The organism is Gordonia oryzae (assembly GCF_003797185.1).
In the GTDB taxonomy this organism is placed as follows: domain Bacteria; phylum Actinomycetota; class Actinomycetes; order Mycobacteriales; family Mycobacteriaceae; genus Gordonia; species Gordonia oryzae.
This window is the reverse complement of record NZ_RKMH01000007.1, coordinates 223,399-242,650: the sequence shown is the minus strand read 5'-3', so window position 1 is coordinate 242,650 and position 19,252 is coordinate 223,399. Positions and strand designations below refer to the sequence as shown.

Genomic DNA, 19,252 nt, shown 5'->3' with positions numbered 1-19,252 from the left:
TCGTCGAGGGGCACGGCCGCTACGAGGAAGTGCTACTGGCCGACGAGAGTCCCCGTGCGGTCGACCTGTCGCGCACGGTGGGATGGTTCACCACCGTCGCCCCTATCGCGGTCGATCCCGTCGGCGGGGCCGCGCGCACCGTCAAGGCGGCCAAGGAAGAGCGGCTCGGACAGCCAGATCACGGAGTGGGCTTCGGGCTGCTGCGGTTCGATCGTGGCGGCGCACTGTCGTCGGCGCCATTGCCGACCATCGCCTTCAATTATCTCGGCAATGTCAGTGGTGGCGTGGTGACCGAAGGCGTCGCTGGGCCTTTGCTACCCGATCCGAATGCTCTTCGTCTACCTGGCACGGTCCGCGGTGCGATGACGGTCACTGCTCTGATCACCATCACCGCCGGAACCATCGTCACGACCGAGGGCCGAGCATTACAGGCCGGATTCGGATTCCCGGCGGGGGCGATGAATGGTGGCGACGTCGCCGATCTCGCCCGCCGCTGGGAAGTCGAGCTCGCTGCGATCGTCGAGTACGTCGCAGCGGTCGGCGATCCGGGGCGATCGCCCTCGGATGTCGTTGGCGCGCAGGTCACCCAGGATGATCTCGACGACCTCGCACGACGATTCCCCCGCGCCGAGATCTGGCCGTTGTCGCCGCTGCAACGCGGTCTGCACTTCCAGTCCGAACTTGCTGCTGCGGGGCACGCGCACGGCGCCGTCGATGTCTACGTTGCCCAGGCCGTGGTCGCACTCGACGGCGAAATCGACGCCGAACGCCTGCGCAGCTCGGTGCAAGCCCTGTTCGACGAGCACCGGGTGCTGCGCTCGTCCTACATACGTGTGGGCAGCGGTGAGGTCGTTGCCGTCGTCCGCGAGACGGTCAAGGTACCGTGGCAACTCGTCGAATCGGCCGATGCCGAGGCCATCGAGACGCTCGCCGAGTCCGAACGTTCCCGCCCATTCGATCTTGAATCGGCACCGTTGATGCGATTCGTCTTCGTGCGCAACGGCACGGAGTCCGTCCTCATCGTGACCAGCCACCACATCCTCATCGACGGTTGGTCATCGCCGCTCATCCTCGCTGATCTCTTCGCGTTCTACGCCACCGGCCACGCCTACACGGCGTCCAGGTCGACCGGCGCCGGGGATTATGCGGATTATCTGCGCCACATCGCGAACGTCGATACCGATGCAGGTTTGCGCGCCTGGCGATCGGTCCTCGATGCCGTCGTCGAACCGACCCTGCTCGCGCCACGGCTCGAGGCCACCACCGACCTGCGCCCGCGTGACCACAGTGTTCTTCTCGACGCGGAATTGACCACGGGCATAGAAGAACTCACCCGGACGCGGGGTGTCACCGTCTCGACGGTGATGCAGTTCGCGTGGGCGTCGTTGCTCTCGCGCATCACCGGAGATCAGGTGGTGACGTTCGGTGAGACCGTGTCGGGCCGCCCCGCCGATCTCGACGGCGTCGAGACCATGGTCGGCTTGTTCATCAACACCCTGCCCGCTGTGGTCGACGTTGATCCCGGCGCCGCCATGGCGGATATTCTCGACACGATCGCGTCGAGCAAGATCGCGGTCCTCGACCACCAGCACATCGGTCTGCCAGACCTGGCCGCGCTGGTCGGCAAGGGGCCGCTCTTCGATACCCTCACCGTGCACGAGTCCTATCCGGTGAATGCCGAATCACTCACCGGCGCAAGTGCTGTCGGTGGAATTGGGATCAAGGATCTGAGCGCCTCCGATGCCACCCAGTACCCGCTCAACCTCGTCAGTGGTGTCATCGGCGATCAGATAGAGCTCAAACTCAAGTATCTTCCTGCCGCATTCGACGCGGGCCAGGTAAATGTGTTCGCCGACATTCTTGTTCGGGTGTTGCGCGCGTTGGTGGCGGATCCGGGTGCTCCGGTGTCATCGGTGCCGTTGGTGGACGAGGACAGCTACCGTCGGTCGCTGGTGGCACCGGCGACGGTGACCGCGAACTCGGGGCGTTCGTTGGTGGAGTTGTTCGCGGGTTCGGTGCGGCGTTTCGGTGAGCGTGGGTCGGTGACGGCTGGGTCGGTGTCGTTGTCGTACGCAGAGCTTGGCGAACGCTCGGGGGCGGTGGCCGCGGGGTTGCGGGCCCGTGGTGTGCGCGAGGGTGATCTGGTTGCGGTGGCACCGTCGCGGTCGGTGGACCTGGTGGCCGCGATCGTGGGTGTGTTGCGCGTGGGTGCAGGGTATCTGCCATTGGACGTGAGTAATCCGGTGGATCGGTTGCGGTTCATCGTCGCAGATGCCGCGCCGCGGGTGGTGGTGACCGATGAGGTGTCGTCGGGACTTCGGTTGTGGGCCGAGCTGGGTGCCGGCGTGGATGTGGTGACGGTGGAGTCGCTGGCCGCGTCGGGTGCGGGTGGTGTTGATGATGTTGTGGTGCATCCGGATTCGCGTGCGTATGTGATTTATACGTCGGGGTCGACGGGTCGGCCGAAGGGGGTGGAGGTCACTCATCGTGATGTGGTGACGTTGATGGATTCGGCTGCGGGTGATTTCGAGTTCCGGGCTGATGATGTGTGGACGATGTTCCATTCGTATGCGTTTGATTTTTCGGTGTGGGAGTTGTGGGGGCCGCTGCTGACTGGTGGCCGTCTGGTGGTGGTGGATCGTGAGGTGGCGCGGGTTCCTGAGGAGTTCCTACGGTTGCTTGCCGCGGAGCGGGTCACGGTGTTGAGTTTGACGCCGTCGGCGTTTTATCAAGTGGCGCAGGCCCGCCGACGGGTGCCGGAGTTCTCGTCGGCGTTGCGCTACATCGTGTTCGGCGGTGAGGCGTTGAGTTTCGAGCAGGTGCGTCGGTGGTTTGATGATAATCCTGGCGATGGTGCGCGGCTGGTGAACATGTACGGCATCACCGAGACGACGGTGCATGTGAGTTTCCGGCCGTTGGATCGTGCGGTGGTGTCGGCGGGCGATGCGTCGTTCATCGGTCGCCCGTTGGCGTCGTTGGGTATTCATGTTCTCGATGAGCGGTTGCGTCCGGTGCCCGAGGGCGTGGTGGGCGAGATGTATGTGGTGGGTGGTCAGCTGGCGCAGGGCTATCTGCGGCGCTCGGGATTGACCTCGACGCGATTCGTGGCCTCGCCGTTCGGTCCGGCGGGTGCGCGGATGTACCGCACGGGTGATCTGGCGCGACGGACCGCCGGGGATATCGAGTACGTGGGCCGTGGTGACGCACAGGTGCAGTTGCGTGGCTATCGGATCGAGTTCGGCGAGATCGAGTCGGCGTTGTTGTCGGTGCCGGGTGTGGGTGCTGCGGCGGCTCGGGTGGTGGAGTTGCCGGGTCGTGGTGAGCAGCTCGTCGGGTATGTGGTGGGTGAGCCGGGTTCGGTGGTCGAGGCGTCGCAGGTGCGTGCCGGGGTGGCGCGGGTGGTGCCGGGTTATATGGTGCCGGACTTGGTGGTTGAGGTAGCGGGGTTGCCGTTGACGGCGAACGGCAAGTTGGATCGTGGGGCGTTGCCGTTGCCGGATGCCGGGGTGTCGGTCGGTGAGGTGGTGGCGCCGGCGACGGTGGATGAGGCTCGGGTGGCTGCGGTGTTCGCTGAGGTCCTTGGCGTCGATGAGGTGGGGGTGACGGCGAGCTTCTTTGATGTGGGTGGTAATTCGTTGTCGGCGACGCGGTTGGCGGCGCGGGTGTCAGGTGCGTTGGGTGTGTCGGTGTCGGTGCGTGACGTCTTCGATGCCCCTTCGGTGCGTGAGCTTCTCGCGCGTACGCGGGGGCATGCGGCGGCGTTGCCGCCGGTGACCGCGGTGTCGCCCAGGCCGCAACGGATCCCGTTGTCTTTTGCCCAGCGACGGATCTGGTTCATCAACCGATTTGAACCCGATGCGGCCACGTACAACATCCCGCTGTTTCTACGGGTGACCGGGCCACTCGATCATGACGTATTGCGCGCTGCAGTCGGAGATGTGGTTGCACGGCACGAGATACTGCGCACGACTTTCCCGGATGAGGGGGGAACTCCGTATCAACTCATCCATCCGGTGGAGGCCATCGACGACACGCTCGATTGGGCCGTCGTGCAAACCTACGACGGTCTCGAAGCCGCTGCGACAGCAGGATTCGACCTCACCCGGGTATGGCCGATCCGAGGCAGGGTCTTCCACGAACCGCCGGGTGATGTGCTCGGCCGCGACGCGGACGGCGCCAGCGCGATTGTGGCGTTGGTTCTGCATCACGTGGCCGCTGACGGAGAGTCGCTGGCGCCCTTGGTGGCTGATCTGCTTGCCGCGTATACGGCGCGGATGAACGGGACGGTTCCGGGCTTCGAGCCGCTACCGGTTCAATTCGCCGACGTGGCACTCTGGCAGCATCGTGTTCTCGGCGCCACGACCGACGCGGACTCGATCATGGGTAGCCAGCTCGACTACTGGACCACGCAACTGAGCGGCCTCGCGCCGGTTCTCGAACTTCCCCTCGACCGGCCGCGACCGGCTGTCGCCTCCCACCTGGGCTCCCGTGTCGATTTCGAGATCCCGGCGACGGTTACGGCCGAGATCGCCACACTCGCCACCTCGTCGAGTGCCACTCCGTTCATGATCGTGCACGCAGCGCTCGCGGTGCTCTTGTCGCGCCTTGCGGCCACCACCGACATCGTTATCGCCACTCCGGTCGCCGGACGGGGTAGCCGCGACCTCGATCGCCTGGTCGGCATGTTCGTCAATACGCTGGTGTTGCGGACCCATATCGACGGCTTTGGGGACTTTCGGCGCCTTCTCGATGATGTTCGGACAACCGACCTGGACGCATTCGCACACAGCGACCTGCCGTTCGAAACGCTCGTCGAGGTACTCGACCCGATCCGCTCCGCGGCGTTCGCCCCGCTCGCACAGGTGATGCTCACCTTTGACCAGACCACTGTCGCGGGCACTGCCGGTGATGCATTGACCCGAGCCCAGGTGGCCGGTCTGATGGTCGCGCCGATGGCCTCGCCTTCAGTGCCCGCGCAGGTCGACCTCACCGTCTCCGTGCAGGCCGTCGGTGCGGGACGTGCATGGACGGGCTCCCTGCTCTACGCCACCGACCTGTTCAACGAATCCACCATTGACGCGGTCGCCGACATGTTCGTTCGAGTGCTCACAGAGCTGACCGCGGCACCGGACAATCCGGTCGGTCGTGTATCACTAATGGGGCCGGCGCGCGCAGCTCGGGTCGCGGATTGGTCGGACGGTGAGCAGATCGAACCGTCGGCCACGTCGATCGTGGCGCAGGTGGGCCACGCGGTGGCCCGAACTCCTGATGCCGTGGCGCTGGTCTTCGGACGTCGTCGGATGACCTACGGCGAGTTCGGGGCCCGGGTTCGCGAACTCGCGCTGGGTCTCATCGACCTCGGCGTCGGACCGGATACCGCTGTGGCGGTGAGTGTTCCGCGCTCGATGGAGATGATGATCGCGATCCATGCCGTACTCGCGGCCGGTGCGCACTACGTACCCGTCGACGTGGAGACGCCTCTCGCGCGTGTGGCGGCGATGGTGGAGACGGCTCACATCACGGTTGCGATCATCTCCGATTCGGGGGCGACCACCGTGGCGCAGGCGGGCACCGGTCTCGGACTCACCATGGTCGTCGTGGACGCCGACACCGCCTTCGGCGCTGATTATTCTGCTGTCACCGATAGCGAACGGCGGGGAGCACTGCGGGGTGCCAACGCGGCTTACACCCTGTTCACCTCCGGCTCCACCGGCACTCCCAAGGGGGTCACGGTGTCGCATGATGCGATCGAGAACCGAATCGCATGGATGCAGGAACACTATCGACTGACGTCGGACGATGTTGTGTTGCAGAAGACCCCGTACACCTTCGACGTGTCGGTGTGGGAGCTCGTGTGGCCGTTGATTCACGGGGCATCGTTGGTGCTCGCCGAGCCCGGGCGGCACGGCGACGCCGAACACCTGCATTCGCTGATCACCGAGCACTCGGTGTCGGTGATGCACTTCGTGCCGTCGATGCTGGCCGCCTTCCTCGATTCCCTGGGGAGCAGCATCGGGTACTTGACGTCGCTGCGGCTGGTGTTTACCTCGGGCGAAGCGCTTCCCGTGGCGCCCGCACACGATCTGCTCAGGCTTCTCGGCCACGTCGAACTCCACAATCTCTACGGGCCGACCGAGGCCGCCGTCGACGTCACCGAGCATCGGGTTCGTTTGTCCGACACTGTGATCCCCATCGGCCGTGCGGTCGCCAACACCACCACACATGTGCTCGACGACCGCATGTGTCCGGTCCCATACAACGTTGTCGGAGAGCTCTATCTCGGTGGCGTACAAGTCGCCAGGGGTTACGCAGGACGGGCGGACCTGAGCGCGGAACGATTCATCGCCGACCCGTTCGGAGCGGCAGGCTCGCGGCTTTATCGCACCGGTGACCGGGTGAGATGGAACGCCGATGGCGAACTCGAATACCTGGGCCGCACCGACTTCCAGGTCAAACTGCGCGGCCAGCGCCTCGAACTCGGCGAGATCGAGGCTGTCCTCGCCGGCGTACCGGGCATTGTCCATGCCGCAGTCACGGTGGCGCACACCGCCGCCGGTGAACAACTCGTCGCCTATCTTGCACCCGGGAACGCCGATCTCGCCGCAGCGCAGTCCGCGGTAGGTGCCGCCCTGCCCGAGTACATGCGGCCCACCACCTGGATGGTGCTCGAACAGATGCCGCTCGGGAGTGCGGGCAAGGTCGATCGTCGCGCGCTGCCGCAGCCACAGGCGCAGACCGCCGAGTACGTCGCACCCACCTCTGACCGCGAGATGGTCGCGGCGCAGGTATTCGCCGATGTCCTCGGCGTCGAGCGCGTCGGCCTGGCCGACTCCTTCTTCGACGTCGGCGGCAACTCGCTGGCAGCAATGCGGGTGGCGGCGCGCCTCGGTGAGGCACTGGGGGTCGAGGTGTCGGTCCGCGACGTCTTCGACACCCCGGTCCTCGGTGATCTCGTTGCGGCTCTCAGTGATCGGCCGGCCGGACTGTCGACGCTCCGCCCGGTGACACCCCGCCCGGCAACGATTCCGCTGTCGTTCGCGCAGCAACGCATCTGGTTCATCAACCAGTACGACGTCACCTCACCCGCCTACAACATCCCGGTCGTCCTGCGCCTGTCCGGTCCGCTCGACGTCACGGCGCTGCGCGCAGCCGTCGTCGATGTCGTGATCCGCCACGAGATTCTGCGCACCACCTTCGACTCCGTTTCCGGGGGTGCGCCGGAGCAGATCATCCATCCGGCGGAGTCGGTGGCACACACTCTCGACTTCGCCGTGGTCGGCGCGGCCGCGCACCTCGAGGACGCGGTGCGGTCCGGGTTCGACGTGACCCGGCAGTGGCCGATCCGGGTACGGATCGCCGCCACCGGCCCCGACGAACACGTCATGGCACTGGTTCTCCACCACATCGCGGCCGACGGAGAATCGTTGTCGCCCTTGCTTGGTGACCTGATCACGGCCTACGCGATCAACAGGGACGGCTCGGCCGCTGAGCATGATCGTGACGGCTCCGCCGCTGAGCATGATCGTGACGGCTCCGCCGTCGGGGCACGACGTCCCACGCTGCCGGTGCAGTTTGCCGATGTCGCCCTCTGGCAACGCGACGCACTGGGCGCGGTCGACGACCCCAGTTCGGTACTCGGACGCCAACTGGCCTACTGGTCCGAGCACCTCGCAGGCCTACCCGAGGTACTCGACCTGCCCGCCGATCGTGCGCGTCCGGCGATCGCGAGCCGGCGTGGCGCACGCCTGGGCTTCGAGGTCCCGGCGCCGGTGGCCGAACGGATCGCCGCAGTCGCGCAGCGTCACAACGCCACCGCATTCATGGTGGTGCACGCCACGCTCGCCGCACTCATGGCGCGACTGACCGCGACCGACGACATCGCGGTGGCCACCCCCATCGCCGGTCGCGGTGACCGTCTGCTCGACGATCTCGTCGGGATGTTCGTCAACACCCTGATCCTGCGCACGCGGGTCGACGTGCACACCGCTTTGGCCGATCTCCTCGAGCAGGTGCGCAGTACCGACCTCGACGCCTTCGCCCACGCTGACGTGCCCTTCGAGGCCGTCGTCGAAGAGCTCGCGCCGACCCGGTCGGAAGCGTTCGCGCCGCTGGCCCAGGTGATGGTGACCCTCGATGGGGGAGCGGTCCCCGAACTCGCCGCGGCATCGGTCGCCGGGACCGGCGACCTCCTGGTGGAATCTGTTGTTCCCGAAGTGGTTCCGGCCAAGCTGGACCTCACCGTCGGGTTGTCCACCGATCAGCCCGGCCGTGCCTGGGCGGGTACGCTGATCTATGCCACCGATCTGTTCGACGAGGCCACGATGGTCCGCTTCGCCGAGCGGTTCGTCCGCCTCCTCGACGCCCTGACCGCTGATCCGTCGCTGCCCATCGCGGATGCGGACTGGATTGGCGGCGATGAGGTCGCCCACGCGCTGGCACTCTCGGCGGGCCCGGTTGTGGCGTACGAGGCCCGGACCGTCGCCGATGCGATCGTCGCCCAGATCATCGCCACCCCCACCATCGTCGCGGTACAGATGGGGGATCGGTCGATTACCTACGGCGAGTTCGGTATTCGGGTCAGCGAGTTGGCTCGCCGGCTTATCGCCAGGGGCGTCGGACAGGGTGTGGCCGTGGGCATCGCGACCGACCGGTCGGTCGAGATGCTCGTGGCCATCCACGCGGTCGTCGCCGCAGGCGCACAGTACGTGCCGATCGACACCGCGGCCCCTGCCGAGCGCGTCGCCCGCATGGTCGATACGGCTCGTGTGGCACTGATTCTCGTCGGAGCGCAGGTTCCGCCCGCGGTGGTTGCGCTCGGCGACGAGGTATCGACGATTGTCGTCGATACCGCCACCATGCTCGATCCGGACGCGACCTTCACTGCGATCACCGACGCCGAGCGACTGCGACCCCTGCGCACCGACGACGCTCTCTACACCCTGTTCACCTCCGGATCGACCGGGCGTCCCAAGGGTGTGACCGTCTCGCACCGTGCGGTGTACAACCGGCTGCGCTGGGGACTCGACCACTTCGCATGGTCGGCCGGCGATCGAATCCTCCAGAAGACGCCCTACACCTTCGACGTCTCGGTGCCCGAACTGTTCGCGCCGTTGATGTCCGGGGCGACGGTGGTCCTCGCCGAGCCGGGCGGACACGCCGACCCCATATACATCGCGGATCTGATCGAGTCGGCCGCGGTGACTTCCGTGCACTTCGTGCCGTCGATGCTGTCGGTATTCCTCGACGTCGTCGACGAATCGCAACTGGCCCGGCTGACCAGCCTGCGGTGGGTGTTCGCCTCTGGTGAGGCGCTGCCCGCCGCGACCGTGGCCCGGCTGCACCGGGCCATGCCGTGGGTGGAGATCCACAATCTGTTCGGCCCGACCGAAGCCGCGGTCGAGGTGACCGGGGCCGACGTCACCGCCGCGCCCGATGTCATCACCATTGGCACACCTGTGCCGAACACCACCGCCCTCGTGCTCGACGGACGTCTGCGCCCGGTACCGGCGGGCGTCCCGGGCGAACTGTATCTCGGTGGCGTGCAGATCGCCGACGGCTACGCACGTGCCGCGGTGCTCACCGCCGAACGCTTTGTCGCCGACCCCTACGGCGCCGCGGGCGCACGGCTGTATCGTACGGGTGATCTCGTGCGCCGCAACGCCTCCGGTGCGATCGAGTATCTCGGCCGCACCGACTTTCAGGTCAAGTTGCGCGGCCAACGCATCGAGCTCGGCGAGATCGAGTCGGTGCTCGTGTCGGCTCCCGGTGTCGTGCATGCCGCGGCCACGGTCGCCGTCGCGCCGACCGGTGCGCAGCACCTGGTGGCCTATCTGTCGCCGGCATCGGTCGACATCGGCGACGTGCGTGCGGGCATCGCTGCGGCGCTACCGGAATACATGCGGCCCACGGTCTGGATGACCGTCGACGAGCTCGCTCTCAACAGCGCGGGCAAGCTCGACCGTCGGGCCCTGCCGACGCCGGACTTCGGTGGCACCGAGAACGAGTACGTCGCGCCCGAAGGGCCGGTCGAGGAGCAACTCGCCGCTGTCATCGGGGCACTGCTCGGTGTTGAGCGAATCAGCGTGACCGAGTCGTTCTTCGCCCTCGGCGGTGACTCGATCATGTCGATCCAGCTGGCCTCGGCGGCACGCGCCGGTGGGCTCAGGTTGAGCCCACGCGATATCTTCGAGCATCGAACCGTGCGCGAGATGGCCCGGGCCCTGACGGCGCAGCGCACCGCCCTGCCCGACCTCACCGACCCCGCCGGTGGCAATCGCGGTGAGGTGCCGATCCCGCCGGTCGTGTCATGGATGCTCGAACTGTCCGACACTCCTGACGATTTCGCCGACTTCTCGCAGGCGATGGTGCTCGCCGCGCCTGCCGGTCTGACCGTCGACGACCTGGCTGAACTCCTCGCCGAACTCGTGGCCGTCCACCCGGCGCTGGCGACGCGCCTCGACGTCGCCGACGGCGGTGCGCGGATGACGGTCGGGGTCGAGGTGGACCTGCGCACGACAGTCACCGAGACCTCGGTACCCTGGGCCGTCGGCAGCGACGAGTACGCGACCGCGCTCCGCGAGGCGCACGCGAGTGCCTCGGCGTCCCTGGACCCAGGTGCCGGTGTCACGCTGGCCGCCCGACTGGTCCACGATCGTGACGGCAATGCCCGCATCGTGCTGGTGCTGCACCACCTTTCGGTCGACGCCGTCTCGTGGCCGATCCTGATCGAGGATCTGGTCACCGCATGGTCTCAACGCACCGGCCGGCGGCCCGTCGAACTGCGCGCCGAGGCCACCTCCGAACGCGGGTGGTACCACCGTCTGGCGCAGTCATCGGCCGACCGCGCCGACGAACTCGACCATTGGCTGCAGCGGCTCGGACGGGCGACCACGTCGCTCGGCGCGAGCATCGACCGTTCGCGTGATCGGGCTGGTACCACCGTATCGGTCACCCTGGCCCTCGACGCCTCGCTCACCGAGCCGCTCGTGACCGAGGTCCCGGCGGCGTTGCGGGGCAACGTCAACGACGTCCTGCTCGGTGCGCTCGCACGTGCGGTGCGCTCATGGCAGGTAGCACGTGGGATCCTCGACAAGCAGCCGGTCACCGTTCTCGTCGAGGGCCACGGACGTCAGGAAGAACTGGCGGCCTCCGGTGCCGACCCACGCCGAGCGGACCTGTCACGGACCGTCGGCTGGTTCACCACGATCTCCCCGCTGGCACTCGACCCCGCCGACGACGTCGTGCACGCGGTAAAGGCGGCGAAGGAAGAGCGTCTCGGACAACCGGATTCGGGAGCCGGATTCGGGTGGTTGCGTTATGGCCCCTACGGCACCCGAACCGATACCGAGCTCGCTCGTCGGCCGCTGCCGGCGATCGGCTTCAACTACTTCGGCGCCGGCGGCCGCGCCGACGACTCTGGCGGCACGGCCGCACCATTCGCGCCCACCGCCGACGTGCGCGGGCTGGGATCGTCGGCGTCGGGAGCGATGGTGGTGCTCAACGCACTTGCCGTCAACGTGGGGACCCAGTCGACGCCGCAGGGACGGAACCTGGTCGCCGACATCGCCTTCCCGGCGGGTATGTTCGACGCCGCCGACATCGACGATCTCGCCGGTCGGTGGCGCTCCGAGCTCGCCGCGCTGGTCGAGACGGTCACCCGCGGTGACGATCTGGGTCACAGCCCGTCGGACGTCCCCGGATCCGGGGTCACCCAGCACGATCTCGACGCCCTGGCACATCGGTACCCCGGTGCGGACGTGTGGCCGCTGACGCCGCTGCAACGAGGGCTGTACTTCGAGTCCGAGCGGGCCGGCAGCGGAGCCGACACCATCGATGTCTACCTCACCCAGGCCGTGGTGTCGCTCGGCGTGGTCGACCTCGTGGGGCTCCGCCGGGCGGCGCAACGCCTGTTCGACGAACATCGCGTATTGCGCAGCGGTTATGTCCGCACGGCGAGCGGTGCGGTCGTGGCGGTCGTCCCGGCGACGGTCGAGGTTCCTTGGCACGTGGTCGATCTCGACGGTTCCGCCGACGGCGTGGCCACCGAGGTGCGCGCGCTCGCGGACGCCGAACGCATCGCCCGGTTCGACCTCTCGTCGCCGCCTCTGGTGCGCTTCACGGTCGTCCGTCACCGCGACGGCGCCGAGGTGATCATCACCAACCATCATCTACTTCTCGATGGCTGGTCGGGCCCACTGGTCCTGGCCGACCTACTCGCGCTGTACGCCACCGGCACCTCGTACACCGGTCGAACACGCAGCGGCGATACCGATTTCGCGGCACACCTGATGCGTGTGGCGCGCGCCGACGTCGGGGAGGGCCTCGAGGCCTGGCGTGCTGTGCTGGCACCGGTGGAGGGCGCCACCCTGGTGGCCCCGGGTATCGAGGCGACCGCAGCGGCTGCGCCGCACACACATTCGGTCAGGCTGGACGACGATTCCACCACCGCACTCGAAGATCTCGTCCGCTCGCGCGGTGTGACGATCTCCACGGTCATGCAGTTCGCCTGGGCGGTACTGCTCTCGCGGCTGACCGGGCAACGCGTGGTCACTTTCGGTGAGACGGTCTCGGGTCGTCCGGCCGACCTCGACGGTGTGGAAACGATGGTCGGGTTGTTCATCAACACGCTGCCCGCCGTTGTCGACGTCGATCCCGATGCGACCATCGGTGATGTCTTGTCGCGGCTGCAGGCCGCCAAGGTCTCCGTGCTCGATCATCAGCACGTGGGGCTACCCGATCTGGTGGCCCTCACCGGACTGTCGGGTGCTTTGTTCGACACCCTTACCGTGCACGAGTCCTACCCGATCGACACCGCGTCGTTGGAATCGACATCGCGTGGCGAAGCCATCGGTGAACTGGATCTGCGGGCCATCGACAGCCGCGACTCGACGCATTACCCGCTCACTCTGGCGACCATGCCCGACGGCGAGCAGATGCGGATACGCCTGTCCTACCTTCCGGCGGCGTTCGACGCCGCACACGTCGAGGTGTTCGCCGAGATGCTAGGCGAGATCCTGGAATCCGTGGTCGATCGGCCGGATGCGTTGCTCGCCGACATCCCGATCATGAGTGCGGATCGCCGACGCGAGGTCCTTGGCCGGGCCTGCGGGCCGGTGGTCACCGCAACCAGGGTTTCCAGCAGCACCGACCTCGCGGGTCGGGTGGCCGATGCGCTGTCGGCATATCCGGATAGGGTCGCGATCGTCGAGGGCGACCGAAAGATCTCCAACGCCGAGTTCGGCACTCGGGTCTGGGCGCTGGCCCGGCGCCTGATCGCCCAGGGTGTCGGACCCGACACACCTGTTGCCGTGTGCCTGCCCCGGAGTGCCGAGATGGTGATCGCGATTCACGCCGTCGTCGCCGCCGGCGGACACTACGTACCGATCGATCCCGATGCCCCGGACGAACGCGTGCGCTACATGGTCGAGACCGCCGGGTTAGAGGTGGCGCTGGTGGCGCCGGATAGATCGGGCGCAGCAGAAGAGCACGCGGCGCATCGCCTCGGCGGCCTGGCCTCGGTCATCACCGTCGACGCACTCGATCCGATCGACACCGCGACACCCCCGGTCAGCGACTCGGAGCGACTCGGTCCGTTGCGAGCTGACAACGCTGCCTACACACTGTTCACATCGGGCTCCACCGGTCGACCCAAGGGGGTCACCGTCGGTCATCGGGCCATCCTCAACCGCCTGGACTGGATGGCAGCCGCCTACGATGTCGGCCCTCGCGATGTGGTGATCCACAAGACTCCCAACACCTTTGACGTGTCAGTGTGGGAGTTGTTCCTGCCGGCGCTGACCGGCGCGACCATGGTGCTGGCCGAGGCCGGACGACATGGGGATCCGCGGTATGTGGCCGAGGTGGTGCGCCGCCATCGAGCCACGGTCATGCACTTCGTGCCGTCGATGTTGTCGGCGTTCATCGATGTCCTGGGCGCAGACATTGCGGAGTTGACGTCGCTTCGTGCCGTTTTCACCTCCGGAGAGGCGCTTGCGGGCGCGACCGCACACTCCCTGCTCCGGCTGCTCCCAGGTGTCGCGGTGCACAACCTCTACGGTCCGACCGAGGCTGCGGTGGACGTGACCGCGCACGAGGTGATGCCGAACGAACAGACCGTAGCCATCGGCACACCGGTGTGGAACACCACCGCTCACGTGCTCGACGCACGGCTGCGGCCACTGCCCCCGGGGCTTCCCGGTGAACTCTATCTCGGCGGGATCCAGGTCGCCCGCGGATACGCTGCGCGTCCCGACCTCACCGCCGAACGTTTCGTTGCCGATCCTCTCGGTGTGCCGGGAAGCAGGCTCTACCGGACCGGCGATCTCGTCCGATGGAATACCCGAGGTGAGATCGACTATCTGGGGCGCACCGACTTCCAGGTCAAACTCCGTGGCCAGCGCCTCGAACTCGGCGAGATCGAAGCGGTCGTCGCCGCGGTTCCCGGTGTGGTACACGCTGCGGCCACAGTGGTCGAGATCGCCGGTGAGCAGCAGTTGGTCGCCTATCTCGCGCCCGAGTCGGTGGATCTCGACGCGGTCGACGCGGCGGTCCGGAATGCCCTGCCGGCGTACATGCGTCCGTCGATATGGATTCCGCTGGAGCGCGTTGTCCTCAACTCGGCCGGCAAACTCGACCGCCGCGCACTACCCCGGCCCGACGAGCACGCGCAGGAGCAGACGATGGTGGCGCCTGCGACGGCCGCCGAGGCCCGAGTCGCCGCGGTGTTCGCGGAGGTCCTCGGCGCCGACCAGATCGGGGTCACCACCGGATTCTTCGATCTCGGTGGCAACTCGCTCTCGGCCACCCGTCTGGCCGCGCGGGTCGGGCTCGCCATGGACGTGGAGATCTCGGTCCGCGACATCTTCGATGCCCCGTCGGTTCGCGAACTCGTGCAGCTGATCTCGGGTCGCTCCGCAGGTCTTCCGCCGGTCACCGCGGTTACTGAACGGCCGGAAATGGTCCCGCTGTCCTTTGCTCAGCAACGGATCTGGTTCATCAACCGATTCGACCCGGGGTCCGCGATGCACAACATCCCGGCGGTCTTGCGGCTCTCCGGCGATCTCGATGCGGCGGCGCTGCATGAGGCAGTGGTGGATGTGGTCACCCGACATGAGGTGCTGCACACGCGATTCCCCGATGTCGACGGAGTGCCCGCACAACAGATCGATCCGGCCGACTCGGTGGTCGATCGTCTGGACTGGCAGGTGGTGGACTCGCAGGGCAGTGTTGCGGCCGCGGTCACCGCGGGCTTCGACGTCACCGTCGACTGGCCGATCCGGGTCCGGCTGTGGCCCGTCTCGGCAACCGAGCACATCCTCGCAATCGTCTTCCACCACATCGGTGCCGACGGAGAATCGCTGGCACCCTTCGTCTCCGACCTGGTGACCGCATACGTCGCACGCTCGGCGCACACCGAACCCGAATTCGCGCCGCTGCAAGTCCAGTTCGCCGATTTTGCGCTCTGGCAGCACACCGTGCTCGGTTCCACCGATGACCCCGAGTCGGTGGTCGGGCGGCAATTGGCGTACTGGGCTGAACAACTCGCCGGACTCCCGGACGTTCTCGAGCTTCCCGCCGACCGGCCACGCCCTGCGGTCGCCTCCGGGCGCGGCGGCCACGTGGCACACCCGATGCCCGCCGAACTGGGCTCCGCGATCTCCGCGGTCGCACAGCGTCACGGGGTCACGCCGTTCATGGTGGTGCACGCCGCGCTGGCGGTGTTGCTCTCACGACTGTCGGGAACCGATGACATCGCGGTCGGCACGCCGATCGCCGGGCGTGGCCAAGCGGTGCTCGACCCACTGGTCGGCATGTTCGTCAACACGCTGGTGCTGCGTACCCGCATCGATCCCGCGCAGGGCTTCGATGACCTGCTCGCGACGGTGCGCACCACCGACCTCGATGCCTTCGCGCACGCCGACATCCCGTTCGAGACCTTGGTCGACGAGCTGAATCCGGTGCGTTCCGAGGCTTTCTCGCCTCTCACCCAGGTCATCTTCTCGTTCGATCCAGCAGCCTCGGCCACCGACGCGCTCGGTGATGCGGGTGGTCTGACGGTCACTGCCGTCGACGATGTGAGCGTGGCGGCCCAGACCGACCTCTACGTCACCGTCGCCTCCCGTCCGGACGGGCAGGAGTGGGGTCTGTCGGTCACGTATGCGACCGACCTGTTCGACGAGTCGAGGATCGACGCGCTCGCGGCGCGGTTCATCGCACTGCTGCAGCAACTCTGCACCACGCCGTCCGTGGCCGTCGGAGACGCCGCGCTGCTCGACCCCGCGCAGACCGCCCGCATCGCCGATGGCGAATGGGGGGCGCGAGTCGACCTGCCGGCGCCGGCAACCGTGCCCGACGCCCTCGCCGCACAGGTGAGCCGAACCCCGGCCGCCCGCGCCCTGGTCTTCGGTGCGCGCGAGGTCACCTACGCCGAGTTCGGTGCGCGCGTCAACACGCTCGCCCGTGAGCTGATCGCGACCGGAGTCGCTCCGGATGTGGCGGTGGGGCTGTGCATCCCGCGTTCGGTGGAGATGATGGTGGCCATCCACGCGGTGGTGACCGCCGGTGCACAGTATGTGCCGATCGACGTCAATGCGCCCGCCGATCGGGTGCGGTACATGCTCGACACCGCCGGTGCCGCGGCCCTGCTCGTCGCCGACACCAAAGCCGCAGCAGCCGCGGTCGGAGCCGCGGTCGACGCCGGTGTTCGCATCCTCCGGGTAGACTCGAGCACCGACGTCGACGTGAACTCGGCAGCGGCGCAACCGGTCACCGACGCCGACCGCCCGACGGTACTCCTCGGTGACGCCGCCGCCTACACCCTGTTCACCTCCGGCTCCACCGGTCGCCCCAAGGGGGTCACGCTCTCGCACACCGCGGTGCTCAACCGGTTGTGGTGGGGCCTGGACACCCTCCCGATCGACGCCGGTGACGTGGTGCTACAGAAGACGCCCTACACCTTCGACTGCTCGGTCCCGGAACTGTTCGCGCCGTTGATGATCGGTGCCACCCTGGTCGTGCTGGCCGACGGCGGGCATCTCGACCCCGGGTACGTGGCCGACGAGATCCGCCGCACCCGCGCCACCATGGTGCACTTCGTGCCGTCGATGCTCTCGGTGTTCCTCGAGATCCTCGGCTCCGGCCCACACCGCGAGGAGCGGCTCGCCGGCCTCGATTCGGTGCGGATCGTCTCGGCGACCGGTGAGGCCTTGCCGCCGGCCGTCGCGGCGCAGGCTCGTGCGTTGTGGCCCGAGGCGTTGTTCTTCAACCTGTACGGTCCCACCGAGGCCGCCGTCGAGATCACCTACGAGCAGATCGGCGACGTCGCCGCCGACGACCCGACCGTCCCGATCGGTGTGCCGGTGTGGAATTCGTCGGCGGTGGTCCTCGATTCGCGGTTGCATCGCGTTCCCGACGGTGTGCCCGGCGAGCTGTATCTCGGCGGCGTGCAACTTGCGCGCGGGTATGCGGCCCGGCCGGATCTGTCTGCCGAGCGCTTTGTCGCCGATCCGTACGGCGCGCCGGGAGCCCGTCTCTATCGCACCGGTGACCTGGTGCGACGCCGTCCGGATGGAGTGTTGGAGTACCTGGGCCGCACCGACTTCCAGGTGAAGCTCCGCGGGCAGCGCATCGAGCTCGGCGAGATCGAGTCGGTCATCGCCGCGGCCCCGGGTGTGGTGCACGCGGCTGCAACAGTCGCTTCCGCTCCCGGCGGTGGTGAGCATCTCGTCGGCTATGTCTCCGCAACCCCCGGCGAGACCGTCGACCTCGATGCGGTGCGCGCCGTGGTCGCCGAGTCGCTCCCGGAGTACATGCGGCCGACCGTGTGGATGCCGGTCGCCGACATCGCCCTCAACACCGCTGGCAAGATCGACCGGCGAGCCCTGCCGGAACCGGTATTCGAGGCCGGTGACTACGTGGCACCCGTCGGTGTGGCGGAGACTCGCGTCGCCGAGGTGTTCGCCGACATTCTCGGAGTCGAGCAGATCAGTGTCACCGACAGCTTTTTCGACCTCGGCGGCAACTCGCTGTCGGCGATGCGCCTGGCAGCCCGGGCCGCCGACGCACTGGGCACCGACGTCGGCGTCCGCGATCTCTTCGATGCGCCCTCGGTGCGCGCGCTCGTCGCGGCCACCGCGGGCAACGGTGACACTCGCCCGCCGATCACCGCGGTATCGCCTCGCCCGGAACGCGTTCCGCTGGCATTCGCGCAGCAGCGCATGTGGTATGTCAATCAACTCGACACCACCTCTGCGGCGTACAACATCCCGATCGTGTTGCGCTTGACCGGTCTGCTCGACGTCGACGCGCTGCATGCCGCCGTCGTCGACGTGGTCACCCGTCACGAGGTGCTGCGAACCACCTTCCCGGCCGAATCCGGTGTGCCGTACCAGAAGATCGGCCGTCCGTCCGCCGTGGCGGCGAAACTCGACTGGGCACAGGTGGATTCGGTCGCCGACGTCCAGGCCGCGGTGGCCGAGGGCTTCGACGTCGCCACGCAGTGGCCGATCCGGGTACGCGTCGCACGGATCGGTATCGACGAGCACGTCCTCGCCGTCGTCACCCACCACATCGCCTCCGACGGCGAGTCGGTGGCACCGCTGGTCTCCGATCTGGTGACCGCATACCTCGCCGAGACCGCGGACACCGATCCACAGTTCGCCGACCTCGAGGTGCAGTTCGCCGATGTCGCGCTCTGGCAGCACGACGTGCTGGGATCGCCGGATGATCCCGAATCTGTTGTCGGGCAACAGATAGCCTACTGGAGGGCCAAGCTCGCCGGACTGTCCGACGTCCTCGACATCCCCACCGATCGGCCCCGCCCGCCCCGTGCGAGCGGCCGCGGTGCGCGGGTGCCGTTCACACTGCCGGCCGCGACCGGGGACAAGGTCCGCGCGGCCGCCGTCGAGTACGGCACCACGCCGTTCATGGTGGTTCACGCCGGGCTGTCGTTGTTGTTGTCCCGCCTCTCGGGCAGCGACGACATCGCCATCGGCACCCCGATCGCCGGACGCGGACAGGCCGTGCTCGATCCGCTCGTCGGCATGTTCGTCAACACCTTGGTGCTGCGCACCCGGGTCGACGCCGACCACGGATTCGCCGACCTGCTGGCCGCGATCAAGGACACCGATCTGGAGGCCTTCGCGCACGCCGACGCCCCGTTCGAGGCGGTCGTCGACGCCTCCGACGCGGTGCGGTCCGAGGCGTTCGCGCCGTTCACCCAGGTGTGGTTCACCTTCGATCAGACCGCCCTGCC

At 67.6% G+C, this 19,252-nt stretch carries 1 protein-coding gene (cut by both window edges); it reads left to right on the top strand.

The whole window is internal to a non-ribosomal peptide synthase/polyketide synthase gene (locus EF294_RS11115) on the top strand: the coding sequence, 40,296 nt in all, runs 9,424 nt past the left edge and 11,620 nt past the right edge, and what appears here is coding positions 9,425–28,676 — codons 3,142 (partial) to 9,559 (partial); the first complete codon in view begins at nucleotide 3. The start codon and the stop codon both lie outside this window.